At 55.5% G+C, this 16104-nt stretch carries 13 protein-coding genes, 4 tRNA genes and 1 pseudogene; 7 read left to right on the forward strand and 11 right to left on the reverse strand.

Annotation, left to right across the window (positions count from 1 at the left end):
* Positions 1-230: 230 nt before the first annotated feature.
* From DW133_RS10150 to secA, 4 genes and pseudogenes are all read right to left on the reverse strand, one after another.
* Positions 231-614: pseudogene (locus DW133_RS10150) on the reverse strand (NUDIX domain-containing protein); the annotation flags it as partial.
* 6 nt (positions 615-620) lie between these two features.
* Complete coding sequence (locus tag DW133_RS00675; protein WP_118274653.1) at positions 621-1463, reverse strand: ATP-binding protein; 843 nt, start codon at positions 1461-1463, stop codon at positions 621-623.
* Between the two features lie 76 nt (positions 1464-1539).
* Entirely contained in the window at positions 1540-2766 is a 1227-nt protein-coding gene (argJ, locus tag DW133_RS00680) for a bifunctional glutamate N-acetyltransferase/amino-acid acetyltransferase ArgJ (protein ID WP_118274225.1), read from the reverse strand.
* Positions 2767-2977: 211 nt separating this feature from the next.
* Positions 2978-5662, reverse strand: a complete 2685-nt coding sequence (gene secA, locus DW133_RS00685) for a preprotein translocase subunit SecA (RefSeq protein WP_118274227.1) — start codon at positions 5660-5662, stop codon at positions 2978-2980.
* Between the two features lie 246 nt (positions 5663-5908).
* On the opposite strand from secA, the gene DW133_RS00690 reads away from it, so the two are divergent.
* Entirely contained in the window at positions 5909-6409 is a 501-nt protein-coding gene (locus DW133_RS00690) for a hypothetical protein (RefSeq protein WP_118274229.1), read from the forward strand.
* On the opposite strand, the gene lpxC is transcribed toward DW133_RS00690, so the two are convergent.
* The 4 genes from lpxC to trpC form a co-directional block, all read right to left on the reverse strand.
* On the reverse strand, positions 6406-7314 hold the full coding sequence (gene lpxC / locus DW133_RS00695; protein WP_118274231.1) for a UDP-3-O-acyl-N-acetylglucosamine deacetylase: 909 nt from the start codon (positions 7312-7314) through the stop codon (positions 6406-6408). The two genes, DW133_RS00690 and lpxC, sit on opposite strands and share 4 nt — an antisense overlap.
* 13 nt (positions 7315-7327) lie before the next feature.
* Positions 7328-8572, reverse strand: a complete 1245-nt coding sequence (gene ftsZ / locus DW133_RS00700; RefSeq protein ID WP_118274233.1) for a cell division protein FtsZ — start codon at positions 8570-8572, stop codon at positions 7328-7330.
* A 186-nt stretch (positions 8573-8758) separates the two neighbouring features.
* Positions 8759-9475: a uracil-DNA glycosylase gene (locus DW133_RS00705; protein WP_118274235.1), complete on the reverse strand. Its 717-nt coding sequence runs from the start codon at positions 9473-9475 to the stop codon at positions 8759-8761.
* On the reverse strand, positions 9475-10272 hold the full coding sequence (gene trpC, locus DW133_RS00710) for an indole-3-glycerol phosphate synthase TrpC (RefSeq protein ID WP_118274237.1): 798 nt from the start codon (positions 10270-10272) through the stop codon (positions 9475-9477). The genes DW133_RS00705 and trpC overlap by 1 nt, the downstream gene beginning before the upstream one ends.
* Positions 10273-10492: 220 nt before the next feature.
* On the opposite strand from trpC, the gene DW133_RS00715 reads away from it, so the two are divergent.
* From DW133_RS00715 to DW133_RS00735, 5 genes are all read left to right on the forward strand, one after another.
* Positions 10493-10569 (forward strand) — tRNA-Pro (locus DW133_RS00715).
* Positions 10570-10587: 18 nt separating this feature from the next.
* A tRNA-Arg gene (locus DW133_RS00720) sits at positions 10588-10664 on the forward strand.
* A gap of 27 nt (positions 10665-10691) precedes the next feature.
* A tRNA-His gene (locus DW133_RS00725) sits at positions 10692-10767 on the forward strand.
* Between the two features lie 56 nt (positions 10768-10823).
* Positions 10824-10908, forward strand: a tRNA-Leu gene (locus DW133_RS00730).
* Positions 10909-11169: 261 nt separating this feature from the next.
* Positions 11170-12225 (forward strand): type II asparaginase, encoded by a 1056-nt coding sequence (locus tag DW133_RS00735; protein ID WP_118274239.1) that lies wholly within the window; start codon positions 11170-11172, stop codon positions 12223-12225.
* Positions 12226-12314: 89 nt separating this feature from the next.
* Here DW133_RS00735 and modC read toward each other — a convergent pair whose 3' ends face one another.
* Genes modC through modA form a run of 3 tightly spaced genes read right to left on the reverse strand, consistent with a single transcriptional unit; the run spans position 12315 to position 14936 of the window.
* Positions 12315-13400, reverse strand: coding sequence for a molybdenum ABC transporter ATP-binding protein (gene modC / locus DW133_RS00740; protein ID WP_118274241.1), 1086 nt, complete (start codon positions 13398-13400; stop codon positions 12315-12317).
* Positions 13401-13448: 48 nt separating this feature from the next.
* Entirely contained in the window at positions 13449-14141 is a 693-nt protein-coding gene (modB, locus tag DW133_RS00745; RefSeq protein WP_118274243.1) for a molybdate ABC transporter permease subunit, read from the reverse strand.
* A 42-nt stretch (positions 14142-14183) separates the two neighbouring features.
* Positions 14184-14936 carry a molybdate ABC transporter substrate-binding protein gene (modA, locus tag DW133_RS00750; protein ID WP_118274245.1) on the reverse strand — a complete coding sequence of 251 codons (753 nt, stop codon included), beginning with the start codon at positions 14934-14936 and terminating at the stop codon, positions 14184-14186.
* Positions 14937-15112: 176 nt separating this feature from the next.
* Between modA and DW133_RS00755 the strand changes: the two genes are divergently transcribed.
* A complete protein-coding gene (locus DW133_RS00755; protein WP_118274655.1) occupies positions 15113-15916 on the forward strand; it encodes a TOBE domain-containing protein in 804 nt (267 codons plus the stop codon).
* Positions 15917-16104: the final 188 nt, after the last annotated feature.

Raw genomic sequence — 16104 nt, forward strand, 5'->3', positions numbered from 1 at the left:
GGCTGCAAAGCTCCGACCAACCACTCCTGCAAGTCGACCGCAGTAACATCCTCCGGCTGTTCAAACCACTGTCGGCAGACGATAAGCGGCACTCCTAGCCGTTTGGCTAAAGCCTCTTTTTCCGGCGTAAATGAAGACGCCAGAATAGCCTTTGCGCCGCTTTTTTCAAAGTCAGTCTCCACCGTGGGCGATAAAGGCGTCTTCACCAATGCGACACGATCAGACAACATCAGACGTTCGATCACAAGCGAACACATAGGTAGCAGTTTTTCCGTTTGAGCCTGTTTGAGGGTTTCAAACCACTGAAATGTCTGGCCTTCACGGGGTTGAGGCTGGCCCTCCCAGTCAACAATGCGGCAGAAATGTAGACGCACGTAGGCGTGAGGATATTCACGCTCGAACACAAACCAAGGAGTCGCTTTTTTCACCTTGACGCCAAGCTCTTCGGCGTATTCGCGACTCAAAGCCTCGGTCACGGCTTCGCCTGCCTCCAGTTTTCCTCCTGGGAACTCCCACCATCCTGCATAGGGCTTGCCCTGAGGACGACTGGCCATCAAAAAGCGTCCCTCTTTATCGATCAAAACGCCGACGGCAACTTCGGTCACTTCTCGCATAATTCTCTATCCTTTGAGCGCTTCGCGAGCACTGACAAGCTTGGCAAACTGCATCGCGACACGACCGCTGCGGCCCCCTCGCTCGATTGCCCACTGCAACGCTTCAAGGCGCAATTCTTCAGATGTTCGAACCGCTTCGGGCACAGGATAGACTTCAAAGGCCCGATCCAGTACCTGCAAGTACTCGGCTTGCGTAAAGGGATAGAAGGACAACCACAATCCGAAACGTTCGGCCAAAGAGAGTTTTTCTTCCAGCACCTCACCCGGATGCAAATCCCCGTTTTCGTCCAGTTTGGAAGTGAGATTGTCGCTTGCAGGTTCCGGCATCAAATGACGACGGTTGCTGGTCGCATAGACCAGAATCCGACTGCCGCCGGTCGCAACCGAACCGTCGAGTGCCGCTTTAAGCGCTTTATAGCCGCTTTCGCCCAATTCAAACGACAAATCGTCGCAATAAAGGATGAATCTCTCGCTACGGCTTCTTAACGCCTCCACAATTTCAAACAGATCGCGCAAATCTTCTTTGCCGACTTCAATCAAGCGCAGACCTTGGTCAAAAAAGCGCGATGCGCACCCGCGAATCAGAGAACTTTTGCCGGTACCGCGAGCTCCCGTCAACAAGACGTTGTTGGCAGGAAGCCCCTTTACGAAAGCCTCTGTGTTGGCCAAAAGCAAATTTTTCTGGCGCTCAACATACAGCAACCGGTCAATATCGACGGATGCAAAGGCGTGCACCGGCTCCAGACGTCCGAGTTCTGTGCCCAAATACGCGCGTTTGACCCAACGGTATGCCGGCGCCGTCCAATCGAAGTCCTCGGCAAGAGGAGGCAACAACTGCGAAAAGCGCATCAAAAGATGACGCACTAGCTCCTCGTTGCCACCCTGTCCCAAGGCTTTTGCAAGATCAATTTCAGAAGACATAGCTTTAGCTGCGGTAATCGGCGTTAATGGAAACGTAGTCGTGCGAAAGATCCGTGGTCCACACGGTTTCTTGCGCCGATCCGCGCCCCAAGTCAATGCGCACCGTGATTTCCGGCTTGGCCATCACGCGCACGCCATCCTCTTCTTTGTACTCTGCAGCACGACCTCCGTTGCGGGCCACCTGCACCTCATCGAGCCACAGATTGACTTTATTGGCATCAAGATCTTCCACGCGGGCGTTGCCGACGGCCGCCAGAATGCGGCCGAGGTTCGGGTCGGAAGCAAAGAACGCTGTTTTGACCAGCGGTGAGTGAGCCACGGCATAGCAGACTTGCAACGCTTCGGATTCCGTGCGAGCACCCTGCACCTGAATCGTGATGAACTTGCTTGCTCCTTCACCGTCACGAATCATGGATTGCGCCAAATGTTGCCCCACGATCGTAAGCGCGCCGACCAGTGCTTCCAGACGCGGATCGTCCTCACTTTCGATAGAAAGTTCACTTTGTCCCGTGGCAATGGTGATGAAAGAGTCGTTTGTGCTGGTGTCGCCGTCAACCGTGATGCGGTTAAAACTCGCGTCAGCTACACGCTTGGCGACCTTGGCCAATACGTCCGACGCCACGCCCGCATCGGTGGCAATAAAACCCAGCATTGTGGCCATGCGCGGCTCAATCATGCCCGACCCCTTGCTGATGCCCGTCACCGTGATGAGCTTACCGTCAATGAGCGCCTTCGTGGAAAACGCCTTTTGCACGGTGTCGGTGGTCATGATGGCTTGCGCTGCCTCGATCCAATTGTTCGGAGCAAGATTGTCGACCGCCTTGGGAAGTCCTGCCAGAAGCCGATCCATCGGCAAAGGCTCCATGATGACACCGGTGGAAAACACAAGTGTCTCTTCGGGCTTGCAATCAAGAAGTTGAGCCAAAGCCTCACACGTTGCCTTGGCGTCGGCCAGCCCCGTTTCTCCAGTTCCTGCATTTGCAATGCCCGTGTTCACCACAAGACCGCGCACGTTTTTGGTCACGGCCTGATGAGCGCGGCACACCTGCACGGGAGCCGCCGCAAAGCGATTCTGCGTAAAGACGCCTGCCGCGTGCGTACCCGGGGTAAATCGCATCACCATCATGTCGCGCCGATTGGCTTTGCGAATAGAAGCCATCGTCGTGCCGAGCTCTACACCTGCCACAGGAAAAATCGTTTTCGGATCCGGAGCCGAAAGATTGACCGCCATTGAAAACACTCCTTGTATCGTTGTTTTTTTATCGCTGAAGCAAGCGATGGTTCGAGGTGCCCCGCTTGCGAGCGCATCTTTGAATTATGCCGCCGTCTCCAACGTCTGCAAACACGCTTCCTCGGCAAGTTTCGCTCAGAAAAAAACTCCTGCAGCGGAAAACAAAGAACCGTCGCAGGAGTTTGATTGGAGACCAGAGGCAAATGCCGAATTACTTCAGTTTGCCGTGGCAATCCTTAAAGCGCTTGCCGGAACCACACGGGCAGGGATCGTTACGGCCGACATGCGAGAAGTCGAGCCCCTGAGCCTCGTCGTGCTGAGCGTTGGCATCCGCAAGGCGCGATTCACCGGCCTCTTGACTTGCCTGTGCAGCCTGCTGAGCTTCTTCGGGCAGCTGGATCTGAACATGCATAAGCACGCGGCAGACGCCTTCGCGTACCGTATCGAGCAGTGTTTCAAACATCGCAAACGCTTCGCGCTTGTATTCCTGCTTAGGCTGCTTCTGGGCGTAGCCACGCAAGTAAATACCCTGGCGCAACGCGTCGAGAGCGGTGATGTGCTGACGCCACGTGGTATCGAGCACCTGCAACAGAACATGACGGCAGAAACCGGCCCAGGCATCGTGACCGACCAGATCTTCCTTGGCCTTTTCGATCTCGGCAGCGGCTTCGAGAAGCTTGTTGAGCAAGTCTTCATCGGTGGTGTCGTTGCTCGCTTCGAGCATGCCCTTCATGTCGATGTCAATGCCCCAATTGTTTTTGAGCTCAGCGAGCAAGCCGTCGAGATCCCACTGTTCTTCCACCGTTTCAGCAGGCACGCGAGCACGGAAGAGATCCGTGAAGTAACCGTCACGCAGATTCTTGATCATTTCGCTCACGTCGGAGCTCTCAAGAATTTCGTTACGCAAACGATAGATTTCGCGACGCTGGTCGTTCTGAACGTCGTCGAACTCAAGCAACTGCTTGCGAATATCGTAGTTGCGGCCTTCGACCTTACGCTGAGCGCTCTCGATCATGCGCGTGAGCATCTTGCTCTCAATGGCCACGCCTTCTTCGAGCTTGAGGCGATCGGCGATGGCACGCATACGATCGCCGCCGAAGATGCGCAGCAGCTGATCTTCCATCGACAGATAGAACACGGAGCTACCAGGGTCACCCTGACGGCCGGAACGTCCGCGCAGCTGATTGTCGATACGGCGGGATTCATGACGCTCGCTACCGATGATGCGCAAACCGCCGGCGGCAACAACCTGATCGTGCTGCACTTGCCATTCGGCCTTGAGCGCATCAATCTTGGCCTGCTTTTCTTCGGCCGAAAGAGCGTCGTCGGCAAGAATCGCATCGACCTGATGGTTAATGCCGCCACCCAACACGATGTCGGTACCGCGACCGGCCATATTGGTAGCAATCGTCACCATACCCAGGCGACCGGCTTCCAGGACGACCTGAGCTTCGCGTGCGTGCTGCTTTGCGTTGAGCACGTTGTGCGCGATGCCTTCCTTGGTGAGGAGCTGAGCGATGCGTTCGGAGTTTTCAATCGAGGTAGTGCCAACGAGCACGGGCTGGCCGCGCTTCTGACAATCCTTAATATCTTCGATGATAGCCGCGTACTTCTCGTTTTCAGTCCGGAATACCTTGTCCTGCTGATCGATTCGGATCATCTGGCGGTTGGTGGGGATCACCACCGTTTCCAGACCGTAGATGTCCTGGAATTCATAAGCTTCGGTATCGGCCGTACCGGTCATGCCCGCAAGCTTCTTGTACATACGGAAGTAGTTCTGGAACGTGATGGAAGCCATCGTCTGGTTTTCCTGACGGATTTCCACGCCTTCCTTGGCTTCCACAGCCTGGTGCAAACCGTCGGACCAGCGACGGCCGGGCATCAGACGGCCCGTAAACTCGTCGACGATGATCACTTCGCCGTTCTGAACGACGTACTGCTGATCACGGAAAAAGAGTGTGTGAGCGCGCAACGATGCATTCAGGTGATGCATCAGAATAATGTTCTGCGGCGAGTACAGGCTTGAGCCATTGGCGATCAGACCGCGTTCCGTGAGGATCTTTTCGACCTTTTCGTGGCCCTTTTCGGAGAGATACACCTGATGAGCCTTTTCGTCGACCCAGTAGTCGCCCTCACCCTTTTCGTCGGCCTGACGGGTGAGCAGCGGCGGGATTTCGTTCACGGCCTTGTATAGATCCGTATTGTCGTCGGCAGCGCCGGAAATGATCAACGGCGTGCGGGCTTCGTCAATGAGAATCGAGTCCACTTCGTCAACAATGGCGTAGGCCAAAGGACGCTGACGACGGTTGCCGACTTCATACTCCATATTGTCGCGCAGGTAGTCGAAGCCGAATTCGTTGTTGGTACCGTAGGTGATATCAGCCGCGTATGCCGCCTTCTTCGATTCGGTGTCCTGCTGGGACAGAATGGTGCCCACAGTCATGCCGAGGAAGTTGTAGAGTCGTCCCATCCAGGCCGCGTCGCGGCTTGCAAGATAGTCGTTGACCGTCACCACGTGCACGCCCTTGGCAGGAAGTGCGTTCAGGTAGACCGCAAGGGTAGCCGTCAGCGTCTTACCTTCACCGGTGCGCATTTCGGCGATCTTGCCGTCGTTCAAAACCATACCGCCGATAAGCTGCACGTCGAAATGACGCATCCCCAGCACGCGGCGACTGGCTTCGCGGACGACCGCGAATGCTTCGGGCAGCAGCGCGTCAAGCGTTTCGCCCTTGTCCAGGCGTTCGCGGAATTCAGCAGTCTTGCCGCGAAGCTGCTCGTCGGTAAGCGCCTGAATTTCCGGTTCAAGCTTATTGATCTGAGCGCAGCGTTTGCGGTATTGACGAATCAAGCGGTCGTTGCGACTGCCGAAAATCTTGGTAAGAAACGAATCAAACATATATCAACCGATTAAATGTGCACTGCCGGCAAAAGCCTCTTGGACAGTACAAAAAATGGGCACAACACCGCCTGCGATGTCATGCTCGCACAATGGCGGTAATTATAAGCAAGAGCGCCGTCGTCTTTCGGTTCGGAAATTTTCGACATTTGTGCCATTTTCTTTCCGACAGAGCGCTTTTTCAGCGTCGTCTGTAGACTACACAGGCACTTTCCGTGTTTGTTCGTCTGTTTTCCGTCTTTGGATATGTCCGACAACGTTCGCATCACTCGCGCCAATGCGCGCTCTTTTGCGCAAATCAGTCTTGACCGCAGCATGTCGGAAACGCTCGGGCAAGAGCTCTTTGACGTGCGCCGCATTGCGCGCATCTTTCGAACGGCCGCCAAATCGGTCAACGTCGGACTTGACCTCACGGACATCCGCAACATCCGGCGGGAAAACGGCGAAGTCGTGATTCTGGTCAAAAACACCGCGCAGCACGCCAAACTGCGACAGATGTTGCCGCGCCTGAAGATGGCACTTGAAGATGCGGGCTTTCGCGATCCGATCAGTCTGCGCATCAAACCTCCGACGCCCCCGCTTCAACTACGGGAGAACCTCGCCTTCGGAGCGCCGCGCGTGGCCTCCGGCCAAAGCGTAGAGCTCATTCGCAAAAAAGCCGAGAGCATGAAACCCTCGGCTTTGAAAGATGCGTTAGCTTCGCTTGCCAATGCGCTTGAAAAAGCCAACAGCGATCGGCACACCTAAAGCGCCACTGCCGCATCATCCTCCTTAAAGGGGCGCTGTGCGGCTTTCACCTCGGCGATTTCCCAGGCGTCGGTCTCGGCCAGTAGTGCGCGCAACAGTCGGTTGTTGAGCGCGTGCCCTGACTTGTAGGCAACGTAGCGCGCCAACAGCGGATGCCCCAGAACATACAGGTCGCCCATCGCGTCCAGAATCTTGTGCTTGACAAACTCGTCGTCGGAACGAAGACCACCTACATTGAGCACGCGATATTCGTCCATCACGATGGCGTTTTCAAGCGTGCCGCCCTTAGCAAGCCCCATGGAGCGAAGCAGTTCCACTTCGGAGACAAAGCCGAAGGTGCGTGCGCGACTCACCGCCTGCTCGTACGTTTCGAGCCCCAAATCCACCACGGCATGCTGTACGGTCGAATCAATCGCCGGATGACCGAAAGCGATTGCAAAATCGAGAATCATGCCGTTGTGCGGTTCTAGACGAGCCCACTTGTCGCCGTCGCGAACTTCCACTGTTTTCTTGACGCGAACAAAGCGGCGCGGAACAGGCTGTTCCAAAATGCCTGCATTGCGGATGAGGTACACGAAAGTGGCGCCTGAACCGTCCATGATCGGGATTTCCGGCGCATCAATCTCAACAATCAGGTTGTCAATTGCCAGACCGTTGAGAGCACTCATCAGATGCTCGATCGTCGAAACGATAACCTTGCCTTCGTTAAGCGTTGTCGCCAGACGCGTGTCATTGACGGATTCGGCTCGGCTGGGAAGATCCACCGCGGGCGTGATGTCGACGCGGCGAAACACGATGCCCGTATCGGGCGGCGCCGGCCGCATCACGAGTTTGACTTTACGGCCGGAGTGAAGACCGATGCCGACAGCAGAGGCCGTCTGTTTGATCGTTCGCTGCTTGATCATGCCCGACGACTAATCACTTGTTGCGCAGAATGGAAGGCACGTTTGCCATCGAGAAAGGATCGCTACTGCTCGAGGAGCCGCCCCACACATCGGGTTCGGACGGGGCTGTCGCCGGACGCATCGGCTGCGGAGCCGGTTCATAAGCCGGCTGTGGAGCAGCAGCGTGCATCGGAGGAGCCGTCACAACCGTCTGCTGCGGCATACCGGCAGGCTGCGGAACTGAAGTCGAATTGGAGAGAATCACCTCGGGCGGACGATCGTTCACCGACGGCTGCGACTGCATGTCGGAAGCCGGACGGTCGAGGCCGGTTGCCACCACGGTAACGCGCAACTCTTCGCCCATTTCGTTGTCGAAGGCCGTACCGATAAGCTGAATAGCGTCCTTGCTCACGAAATTTTTCATGACCGTCATAACCTGACGCACTTCGGCCTGCGTCATCGTATCGGCCGAAGCCGTTACGTAAACCAACAGACCGCGAGCACCCTGAAGGTTGGCGCCTTCGAGCAGCGGGCAGGCAATGGCGCGCTGAGCAGCTTCGCGTGCACGATCGGGACCGGCAGCCGTTGCCGTACCCATCATGGCAGTACCGCGCTCGCTCATCACCGTACGCAAGTCTTCAAAGTCAACGTTGATCAGACCCGGCGTGTGGATAATTTCAGCAATACCGTTACACGCCTTGTAGAGCACGTCGTCGGCAGCGGCAAAGCATTCCACCATCGTCGCATTGTCACCCACTTCCTCTTCGAGCTTGTCGTTGAGAATCACGATCAGGCTGTCGACCTGCTCCTTGAGGTTTTCGATGCCTGCCTGGGCCTGGCGCATGCGGCGGGAACCTTCGAATTCAAAGGGCTTCGTGACCACTGCAACGGTCAAAATGCCGAGTTCCTTGGCAATCTTGGCAATTACGGGAGCCGCGCCGGTACCCGTGCCGCCGCCCATGCCGGCCGTGATAAACAGAAGATGCGTGCCTTCGAGCGATTCACGAATCTGGTCGGTTGCGTCCATGGCAGCTGCAGCGCCCACTTCGGGCTTGGCACCGGCACCCAGGCCGGTCTTGCCGAGCGGAATCACGATGTCGGCGCGGGAACGATTGAGCGCCTGCTGGTCCGTGTTGGCCGCAATAAACGTGATGCCCTGAGCCTTTTTGTCAATCATGTGCTCGACGGCATTGCCGCCGCCGCCACCCACACCGATCACCTTGATGCAGGCGTTGAAAGTAGTGGGTTCACCAATTTCCGGAGCAAAATCAAAGGACATTCGCTATTTCCTTGTAATCCTTAAACACGCACAGACGCTGCCGCCCAATTTGGGTCATAAACGTCTCACCTGACAAACTGGAGACGTTCTGTGGCCGCTTTTCCACGAATCCGCTAATTATCGCCGATTTTGCACCGGAAAAGTGCACCTTTTTTGAGCTTGAACGTTGCAAAACGCAAAATTGAGTCAGACCAGCGAAAACGCCCGAGGTACCCACTCAATACGCCCGCGTCCGTGCTCTTCCAACCAGTCGTTGGCAGCCTTAAAGTGGCCGCAACCGATAAAGGGCACCGGCGGGCGACGTGCCGACAGAGGAGAAGGATGATTGCTCGAAAGCACCAAAACATCGGTTTTGGCACCGGTTTCGATGCGATCCTTCTTTTTCTGAGCCGATGCCCCCCATAACATGAAAACAACAGGGCGAGCCTCTTCTAGCACGCGATCAATCAGACGATCCGTCAGCGTTTCCCAGCCTTTGCCGGCATGAGACTGCGGCACACCCGCTTCAACGGTGAGCGTCGCGTTCATCAGCAACACCCCCTGCTGCACCCATGAGCTCAAGTCCCCTACGGCTGAATGTTCACCTTCCCCCTCCAAGGCAAGTTCCTTGAAAATGTTTTTCAGACTCGGCGGCAGCTTCTTAAGTTCGGCGGGAACGGAGAAGGCCATTCCCATCGCCTGCCCCGGGCCGTGATACGGGTCCTGCCCCAAAATCACCACACGAACATCCTGAGGTTGCGTGAGTCGAAACACGCGGTACGGATCCGGCGGATAAATCACAGCACCGGCTTGCAGCCTGTCTTGCAGAAAATCCAATAAATTTTTCCCTTCTTCCGCCCCAAAGAACGCATCAAACTCGGTCTTCCAGGATGCTTCAATGCCGTCAGTTGCAAATCGATGCATCAAAAATCTCCGAATAAATGCTGCAGTGCGGCCCCGGGCGACGACTCACGCATAAAGGCCTCTCCCACTAAAAAGGCTCCGACCCCAGCTTCTCGCAAACAGTGAACGTCTTGCCGAGAAAGAATTCCGCTTTCAGTCACAAACAATCGATCCTGCGGAATCAGCCGCTTGAGTTCCAACGTCTGACGAATGCTCGTTTCAAACGTTCGAAGATTACGGTTATTGATGCCGATCATAGGTGTACCAGGCAATTTGAGCGCACGAGCAATTTCCTCTTCGTCGTGCGTCTCAACGAGCACATCCATTCCAAGTTCTACAGCGCAAGCCGTCAACTCCGATGCTTTCTGATCGCTGAGTGCCCGCATGATCACCAACACAGCATCGGCCCCCATCGCTCTCGATTCATAAACCTGATAGGGATCAATAAGAAAGTCCTTGCGCAGCATTGGAATCTGGACTCGCTTCCGCACAGCCTCGAAGGTCTCGTTCGCCCCCATGAAGAACTCCCGATCCGTCAGCACCGACAGACACGCCGCGCCGTGGGCTTCATAGTCAAGTCCTGTCTCAACCGGGCGGAAGTTTTCGCAAATCACCCCCTTGCTCGGACTAGCCTTCTTCACTTCAGCAATCACGGCGGGCAAACCGGCTTCCATTTTGACTCGAAGCGCCCGGGCAAAACCGCAGGCAGGCGTTTGCGCAATCGCTTGCTTCTTCAATGTCTGCAGCCCTACCTTTGACTTGGCCAACTCGACTTCCCGAGCTTTAACGGCAAGAATTTTTTCCAGAATATCGGTCATAACTGTCTGCGATTATTTAACACTGCACACGCAACAAAGATCTTTCCTCAGTGCGGGAAAATTGTATCGGGAAGACGTACTACGTCCGCACTTTCACCAAGGTTTTTGCCCGTTTCAGACACTGACAAACGTTGTCTCAAAAGCTCTCGGACTGAAATCCAATTTTTTTCACGAAAAAATTTGCAAGAGTCGAAAGTTTTCTTATAATGCGTGATTCCCGCGGGGTGTAGCGCAGCCCGGTAGCGCGCCTGCTTTGGGAGCAGGATGTCGGGAGTTCGAATCTCTTCACCCCGACCACTTGCTTGACAGCAGCATCTGCCCGTAGCTCAGTTGGATAGAGCATCGGCCTTCTAAGCCGAGGGTCGCTGGTTCGAATCCTGCCGGGCAGGCCAAGCGAAACGGGAAGTAAAAATTTAATGGTGGGTGTAGCTCAGTTGGTAGAGTCCCGGATTGTGATTCCGGTTGTCGTGGGTTCGAGTCCCATCTCCCACCCCAGAATTTCAAACCTCTAGCCTTCGGGCTGGAGGTTTCTTGTAAAAAATTTGGATTTTGCCCGGGTGGCGGAATGGTAGACGCAGAGGATTCAAAATCCTCCGCCTAATAAGCGTGAGAGTTCGAGTCTCTCCTCGGGCACCACTTAGAAACCTCCAGCAGGATTCTGCTGGAGGTTTTTTCTTATCTTACCGGGAATATTTTCCGCTTAAAATCAACGCATTAACAAATTTTGACCCGGATTCTAGGAAATCCCCGAATTCTTTTTGCCCTGCGCGCACTTTTGGTTCCGCACAACCGCGCTCGCTCACCCTTTTGCCTTATGATTTGTCGTTGGAAGTGGCATTTCAGGATGCTTCGTTGGGAGCGTGTCCTGCTAACCCTTGTTGAAAAGGAGGAGCCTCTATGCGACTTTTTATCAAAACGTTGCTCGGCGCTGCTTTGAGCGCCTCTCTCGCGGTTTCAGCCCAGACGCTTCCGCAGATCAAGATTTTGGCTACTGGCGGCACAATTGCCGGTACTGCCGCAAGCGCAACGCAGACGACCGGCTACAAGGCTGGCGACTTAGGCATCCAAGTTCTGATTGAGGCCGTTCCGCAAATGAAGGAATTTGCCGATGTTTCCGGAGAACAGATCTTCAAGATAAGCTCCAACAACATGACGGACGAAGGCCTCTTGAAGCTCGCCAAACGTTGCAACGAACTCCTTAAGGATCCCAAAGTTTCCGGCATCGTGATTACGCACGGTACGGACACTCTGGAAGAGACCGCCTACTTCCTGAACCTTACCGTCAAGAGCAAGAAGCCTGTGGTGCTTGTCGGCGCCATGCGTCCGGCAACAGCCATTTCGGCTGACGGCCCGATGAATCTTCTTAACGCCGTGCGCGTTGCGGCGGATCCTCAGTCTGTCGGCAAAGGCGTCCTCATCACGATGAACGACGTGATTAACAACGCTCGTGACGTCACCAAAACCAACACCACCAATGTAGCAACTTTCCGCGGTGGCGAACTGGGCGCTCTCGGCTACATTGCCGGCGGCAAAAATTATTTCTACAAGGAATCAACTCGCCCGCACACTTACAAAAGCGACTTTGACATCGAAAAGATCAACAAGCTTCCGCGCGTCGACATCATCTATTCGCATGTCAATGCCGACCGAGTTCTGGTTGACGCAGCAGTAGCAGCTGGCGCCAAGGGCATCGTCGCGGCCGGAACCGGCAATGGATCGATTTCCGAACGCGAAGAAGCTGGGCTTGTTGATGCTATGAAAAAAGGAGTAACGGTCGTTCGCTCCGCTCGTGTCCAAAACGGTCCGACGACGGCTTCCGTGGCTCGCTGGCAGGAAGAAGGCATCCTGTTCTCGCAGGCTCTCAATCCACAAAAAGCTCGTATGCTTCTTCAGCTGGCCCTGACAAAGACTCAGGATCCGAAGAAGATTCAGGAATACTTCGACAAATACTGATCGCCGCTTTTGCGAACTGTTCTCCGCTTGCCGATCTTAGGATCTCCGAGCGGAGATCATAGGAATGGTTTCAAACAAATTGTCGGCGCTTAGTGCACTGCAATCGTTTTGACCTGCGCCCACACTGCCATGCCAGGACGCAACTGCAGTTCGTGCGCTGCACGAGCCGTCAATTCAGACATGATGACCGTTCCTGCCGCCTGCACCTGCACCACCTTGCGACTGGGGTCGCTGCCATCGTCAATGGCTGCGACCGTGCAGGGAAACACATTCTGGATACTAGTCTGAGAAGGTTTGGTGACCGAGAGCGATACGTCATCGGCATTGACCATCAGGCGTACAAGGCTGCCTATCACAGCTCCCGTATCGCGCACCCAGAAGTGCATGGCGCCGCTTACAACCTTCATCAGACTCCAAGCGGAGTCGCGTTCCTCGACCGTTCCCATCACCAGAAGCAAACGACTCGCCTTGCGGCCCTTTTTCTGCATCAGGTGCAACCAAGTTTCCGCAACCGGACCGTTGTCAATAAGCTTGCCGTTGTCAATCACGGCAAGACGGTCGGCCAGACGCATCACTTCCTCTTCGGAATGGGTCACGTAAAGAATCGGCAGATTAAGTTCTTTCTTGAGCCGGTCAATCCAGGGCATGATCTCCAGTCTACGTGCGTGATCCAAAGCCGCCAGCGGTTCGTCCATGAATAGCGCCGTGGGCTTGATGGCGAGAGAACGGGCAATGGCGCAGCGCTGTCGCTCGCCGCCTGAGAGTTCCGAGGTACGACGCTCGAGAAGATGTCCGATGCCCAGAAGCTCAACCGCGTCGTCCAGACGCTTTTCGCCGTCCTTATCGGAAATTCGCTTCAAGCCGAAGCGCAGATTCTCCCGCACATTGAGATGATCGAACAGACTGGCTTCCTGAAATACGTACCCGATGCGGCGTTTGTAGGTTGGAACAAAAAGATGCTTTTCGTCATCCTGCCAGACCTGGCCAGCGATACGCACGTAGCCCTGAGCCTTTTCCAGACCTGCCGCACTCCGCAACACCGTCGTCTTGCCGCAGCCCGACACGCCGAAAAGCACCGTCACGCCTCCGCTCGGAAGCCTCAAATCAACGTCCAACATAAAACCCGTGCTGCGTGAAAGCGTCAGACGAATGCGATCGTCACTGTTGTCGGCCATGTCTAAACTCAAAACGGTTTCAGAGTTGAATGTCTTACGGAATAGACGCTACACCGGCGTCGCCGAAATATTGCCAGCCTTGGCACGGCGATTAAAGAGCGTCACGAAGAGCAGCACAAGGAAGGAGAAGACGAGCATGCCGCCCGCGAGCACATGCGCGTTGTCGTACTCCATGGCTTCCACAAAAGTGTAAATCTCGGTAGAGACCACCTGCGTCTTGCCCGGGATATTGCCGCCGATCATCAGCACCACGCCGAATTCACCGATGGTGTGAGCGAACGTCAAAACCATGGCGGTCAGAAAGCCCGGCCGAGCCAGCGGAATCACAACGGAAAAGAAGGCGTCCAGGGGCTTGGCGCCCAAGGTTGCCGCGACTTCCATCGGTCGGTTGCCGATGGACTCGAAAACACCCTGCAGCGGCTGCACGGCAAAGGGCAGCGAGTAAATGATGGAACCCACAACCAGGCCGGAGAAATTAAAGGTCATCAGACCCAATCCGAGCGACTGCGTGAGTTGGCCGATGGGGCCGTGAGGCCCCATTGCGACCAGAATGTAAAAGCCCAGTACGGAAGGCGGGAGCACCAGAGGTAGCGTGACGATGGCACTGATCGGCGCGCGCCAAGCACTCTTGGTGCGGGCAAGCCACCAGGCAAGCGGCGTAGCGAGTACCAACAGAAATGCCGTAGTAACCGCCGCCAGCTTCAGGCTCAACCAGACGGGTTCAAGTGAAATGGCTTCCATTTGTCCTCTTTCGTACCGGGTTTGAAGGTGCTGTCAGCGAAATTACTTGTCGCCGTAGCCGTAGTCAAGCTTCACCTTGGCAGCTTCCGGCCCCTGCAGGAACTTCAGGAATTCCTTGGCTGCGTCCTGATTCTTACCCTGCTTCAGGAGCACGGCGTCCTGAGCGATTTTGCCGTAGAGTTCAGCCGGAACGATCCAGCCGGAACCCGAGGTGATCTTGCCGTTCTTGTATACCTGGCTCAGAGCCACAAAGCCGATGTCGGCGTTGGCGGTCTTCACAAAGTTGAAGGTCTTGCCGATATTGTCTCCTTCCACGAACTTCGGGCTCACCTTGTCAAAGAGATTCAAAGACTTGAGGGTTTCATGAGCCGCCAGACCGTAGGGAGCCAGCTTAGGATTGGCCACGGCGCACTTATTGAAGTCGCCGGAAGCAAGCAGAGCCTTGCCGTCCTTGACCTTGTTGGCGTCAGCACTCCACAACACAAGCTTGCCGACGGCATACGTAAAGCTCGTATCCTTGACGCCGTAGCCTTCGTCAATTGCTTTCTTGGGCGTCTTGGCATCAGCGGCGAGCAACACGTCATAGGTCGCGCCGTTCTTGATCTGGCCGTAGAACATACCAGTGGCGCCGAAGCTCAGAACCAGCTTGTGTCCGGTCTGCTTTTCAAAAATCGGTGCCAGTTCCTTGGCCGGAGCCGTAAAGTTGGCGGCCACAGCCACATGCACTTCGGCAGCGCTCACGCAGAAAACAGTGCCAAGAAGTGCGGCGGCAACGGCGGTCTTGACGAGTTTCATGTTTTCTCTCCTAGAGATGAAGTGTCTGTCCAAGATTCAACCGCAGGCGTCAGAAGACATCTGCGGCCATTCAAAATTTGAATAGCGCAACGTTATCACATTTGTGAATACCGTAAGAAACACCAACGGCACTCTTGCCGTAAACTAGCGAAAATGCCTACTAGGGAAGAATGTTTATGACATCCGCCGACACTGAACACCAAGATGAATCGACTTCGCAGCTCGTTGCCGCTCCGATTGCGCTTACGCGCCAGCTCGAGCAGCTCGTCGACAAGCGCATCAACATTTTGCGTCGCATCCATGAAACGGGCTCGATTTCCGAAGCGGCTCGCCTCTCCAACGTCTCTTACAAAGCTGCCTGGCAGGCGCTCGAAACGCTCACCAACCTTGCGGGCGTTCCGTTAGTCGAAAAAGAAGTAGGCGGCAGCAAGGGCGGCGGAACGAAACTCACCGCTTCCGGTCTGACCGTTCTTGAACTCTCCGAAAAGCTCACGCGAGCACGCGAAGCCGTCCTGATGGAATTCGCCTCCCGCGTCACCCCCGAACTTGTCCCCTTGAGTTCGGCCACTCTGCGCACCTCTATGCGCAACCAATTTCCAGTCACAGTCATGCACATCGCCCGCGGCCCCGCTCTGGTTCGCGTTCACATGCGCATCGACGACGTCAACACGCTCAAGGCTACGCTCACGCAGGAAAGCGCCCAGCTGCTTGGTCTGAACCAGGGTGAAAGGGCTCTGGCCTTATTCAAAGCCACCAGCGTCGAAATCGCACACCGCGTTGAGCCCGTGAAAGGTTCAAGCGTTATCTCGGGAACGGTTATTCGCAGTGCCCGTCAGGACAAGGGCGGCGAAATCACGCTGCGTCTTGCCGGCGGTACGTCGCTCGTGGGTTTTGCACGAGCCGGTCACGGTTTGAAATTAGGCGATCACGCTGAAGCTCTCGTCACCGCACAGGCCGTGGTCGTTGCGCAAATCGCCTAGGCCAATTCATTCGTTCGGGCAGGCCGCTTGCGGCTAACTCCCTCACAAGCGGGATCTGCGTTAGGTAGGAAGTCCTAGAAAGGAATTAGGCCACTTGGCCGTGCCCAAACGCCTTTTGACATAAGTCAAAGCAAAGACTGTTTTCTCGCTTCAGGTTTGCTTAAGCGCGGTTTATGATTGCGGCCTAA

This window comes from Sutterella sp. AM11-39 (assembly GCF_003472385.1).
Classification (GTDB): Bacteria; Pseudomonadota; Gammaproteobacteria; order Burkholderiales; family Burkholderiaceae_F; genus Duodenibacillus; species Duodenibacillus intestinigallinarum.

What these genes read in the sequence shown, in the direction of transcription:
- DW133_RS00675 (WP_118274653.1), bottom strand. Translation starts at nt 1,463, where the DNA reads ATGCGCTTTTCGCAGTTGTTGCCTCCTCTTGCCGAGGACTTCGATTGG.
- argJ (WP_118274225.1), bottom strand. Translation starts at nt 2,766, where the DNA reads ATGGCGGTCAATCTTTCGGCTCCGGATCCGAAAACGATTTTTCCTGTG.
- secA (WP_118274227.1), bottom strand. Translation starts at nt 5,662, where the DNA reads ATGTTTGATTCGTTTCTTACCAAGATTTTCGGCAGTCGCAACGACCGC.
- DW133_RS00690 (WP_118274229.1), top strand. Translation starts at nt 5,909, where the DNA reads ATGTCCGACAACGTTCGCATCACTCGCGCCAATGCGCGCTCTTTTGCG.
- lpxC (WP_118274231.1), bottom strand. Translation starts at nt 7,314, where the DNA reads ATGATCAAGCAGCGAACGATCAAACAGACGGCCTCTGCTGTCGGCATC.
- ftsZ (WP_118274233.1), bottom strand. Translation starts at nt 8,572, where the DNA reads ATGTCCTTTGATTTTGCTCCGGAAATTGGTGAACCCACTACTTTCAAC.
- DW133_RS00705 (WP_118274235.1), bottom strand. Translation starts at nt 9,475, where the DNA reads ATGCATCGATTTGCAACTGACGGCATTGAAGCATCCTGGAAGACCGAG.
- trpC (WP_118274237.1), bottom strand. Translation starts at nt 10,272, where the DNA reads ATGACCGATATTCTGGAAAAAATTCTTGCCGTTAAAGCTCGGGAAGTC.
- DW133_RS00735 (WP_118274239.1), top strand. Translation starts at nt 11,170, where the DNA reads ATGCGACTTTTTATCAAAACGTTGCTCGGCGCTGCTTTGAGCGCCTCT.
- modC (WP_118274241.1), bottom strand. Translation starts at nt 13,400, where the DNA reads ATGGCCGACAACAGTGACGATCGCATTCGTCTGACGCTTTCACGCAGC.
- modB (WP_118274243.1), bottom strand. Translation starts at nt 14,141, where the DNA reads ATGGAAGCCATTTCACTTGAACCCGTCTGGTTGAGCCTGAAGCTGGCG.
- modA (WP_118274245.1), bottom strand. Translation starts at nt 14,936, where the DNA reads ATGAAACTCGTCAAGACCGCCGTTGCCGCCGCACTTCTTGGCACTGTT.
- DW133_RS00755 (WP_118274655.1), top strand. Translation starts at nt 15,113, where the DNA reads ATGACATCCGCCGACACTGAACACCAAGATGAATCGACTTCGCAGCTC.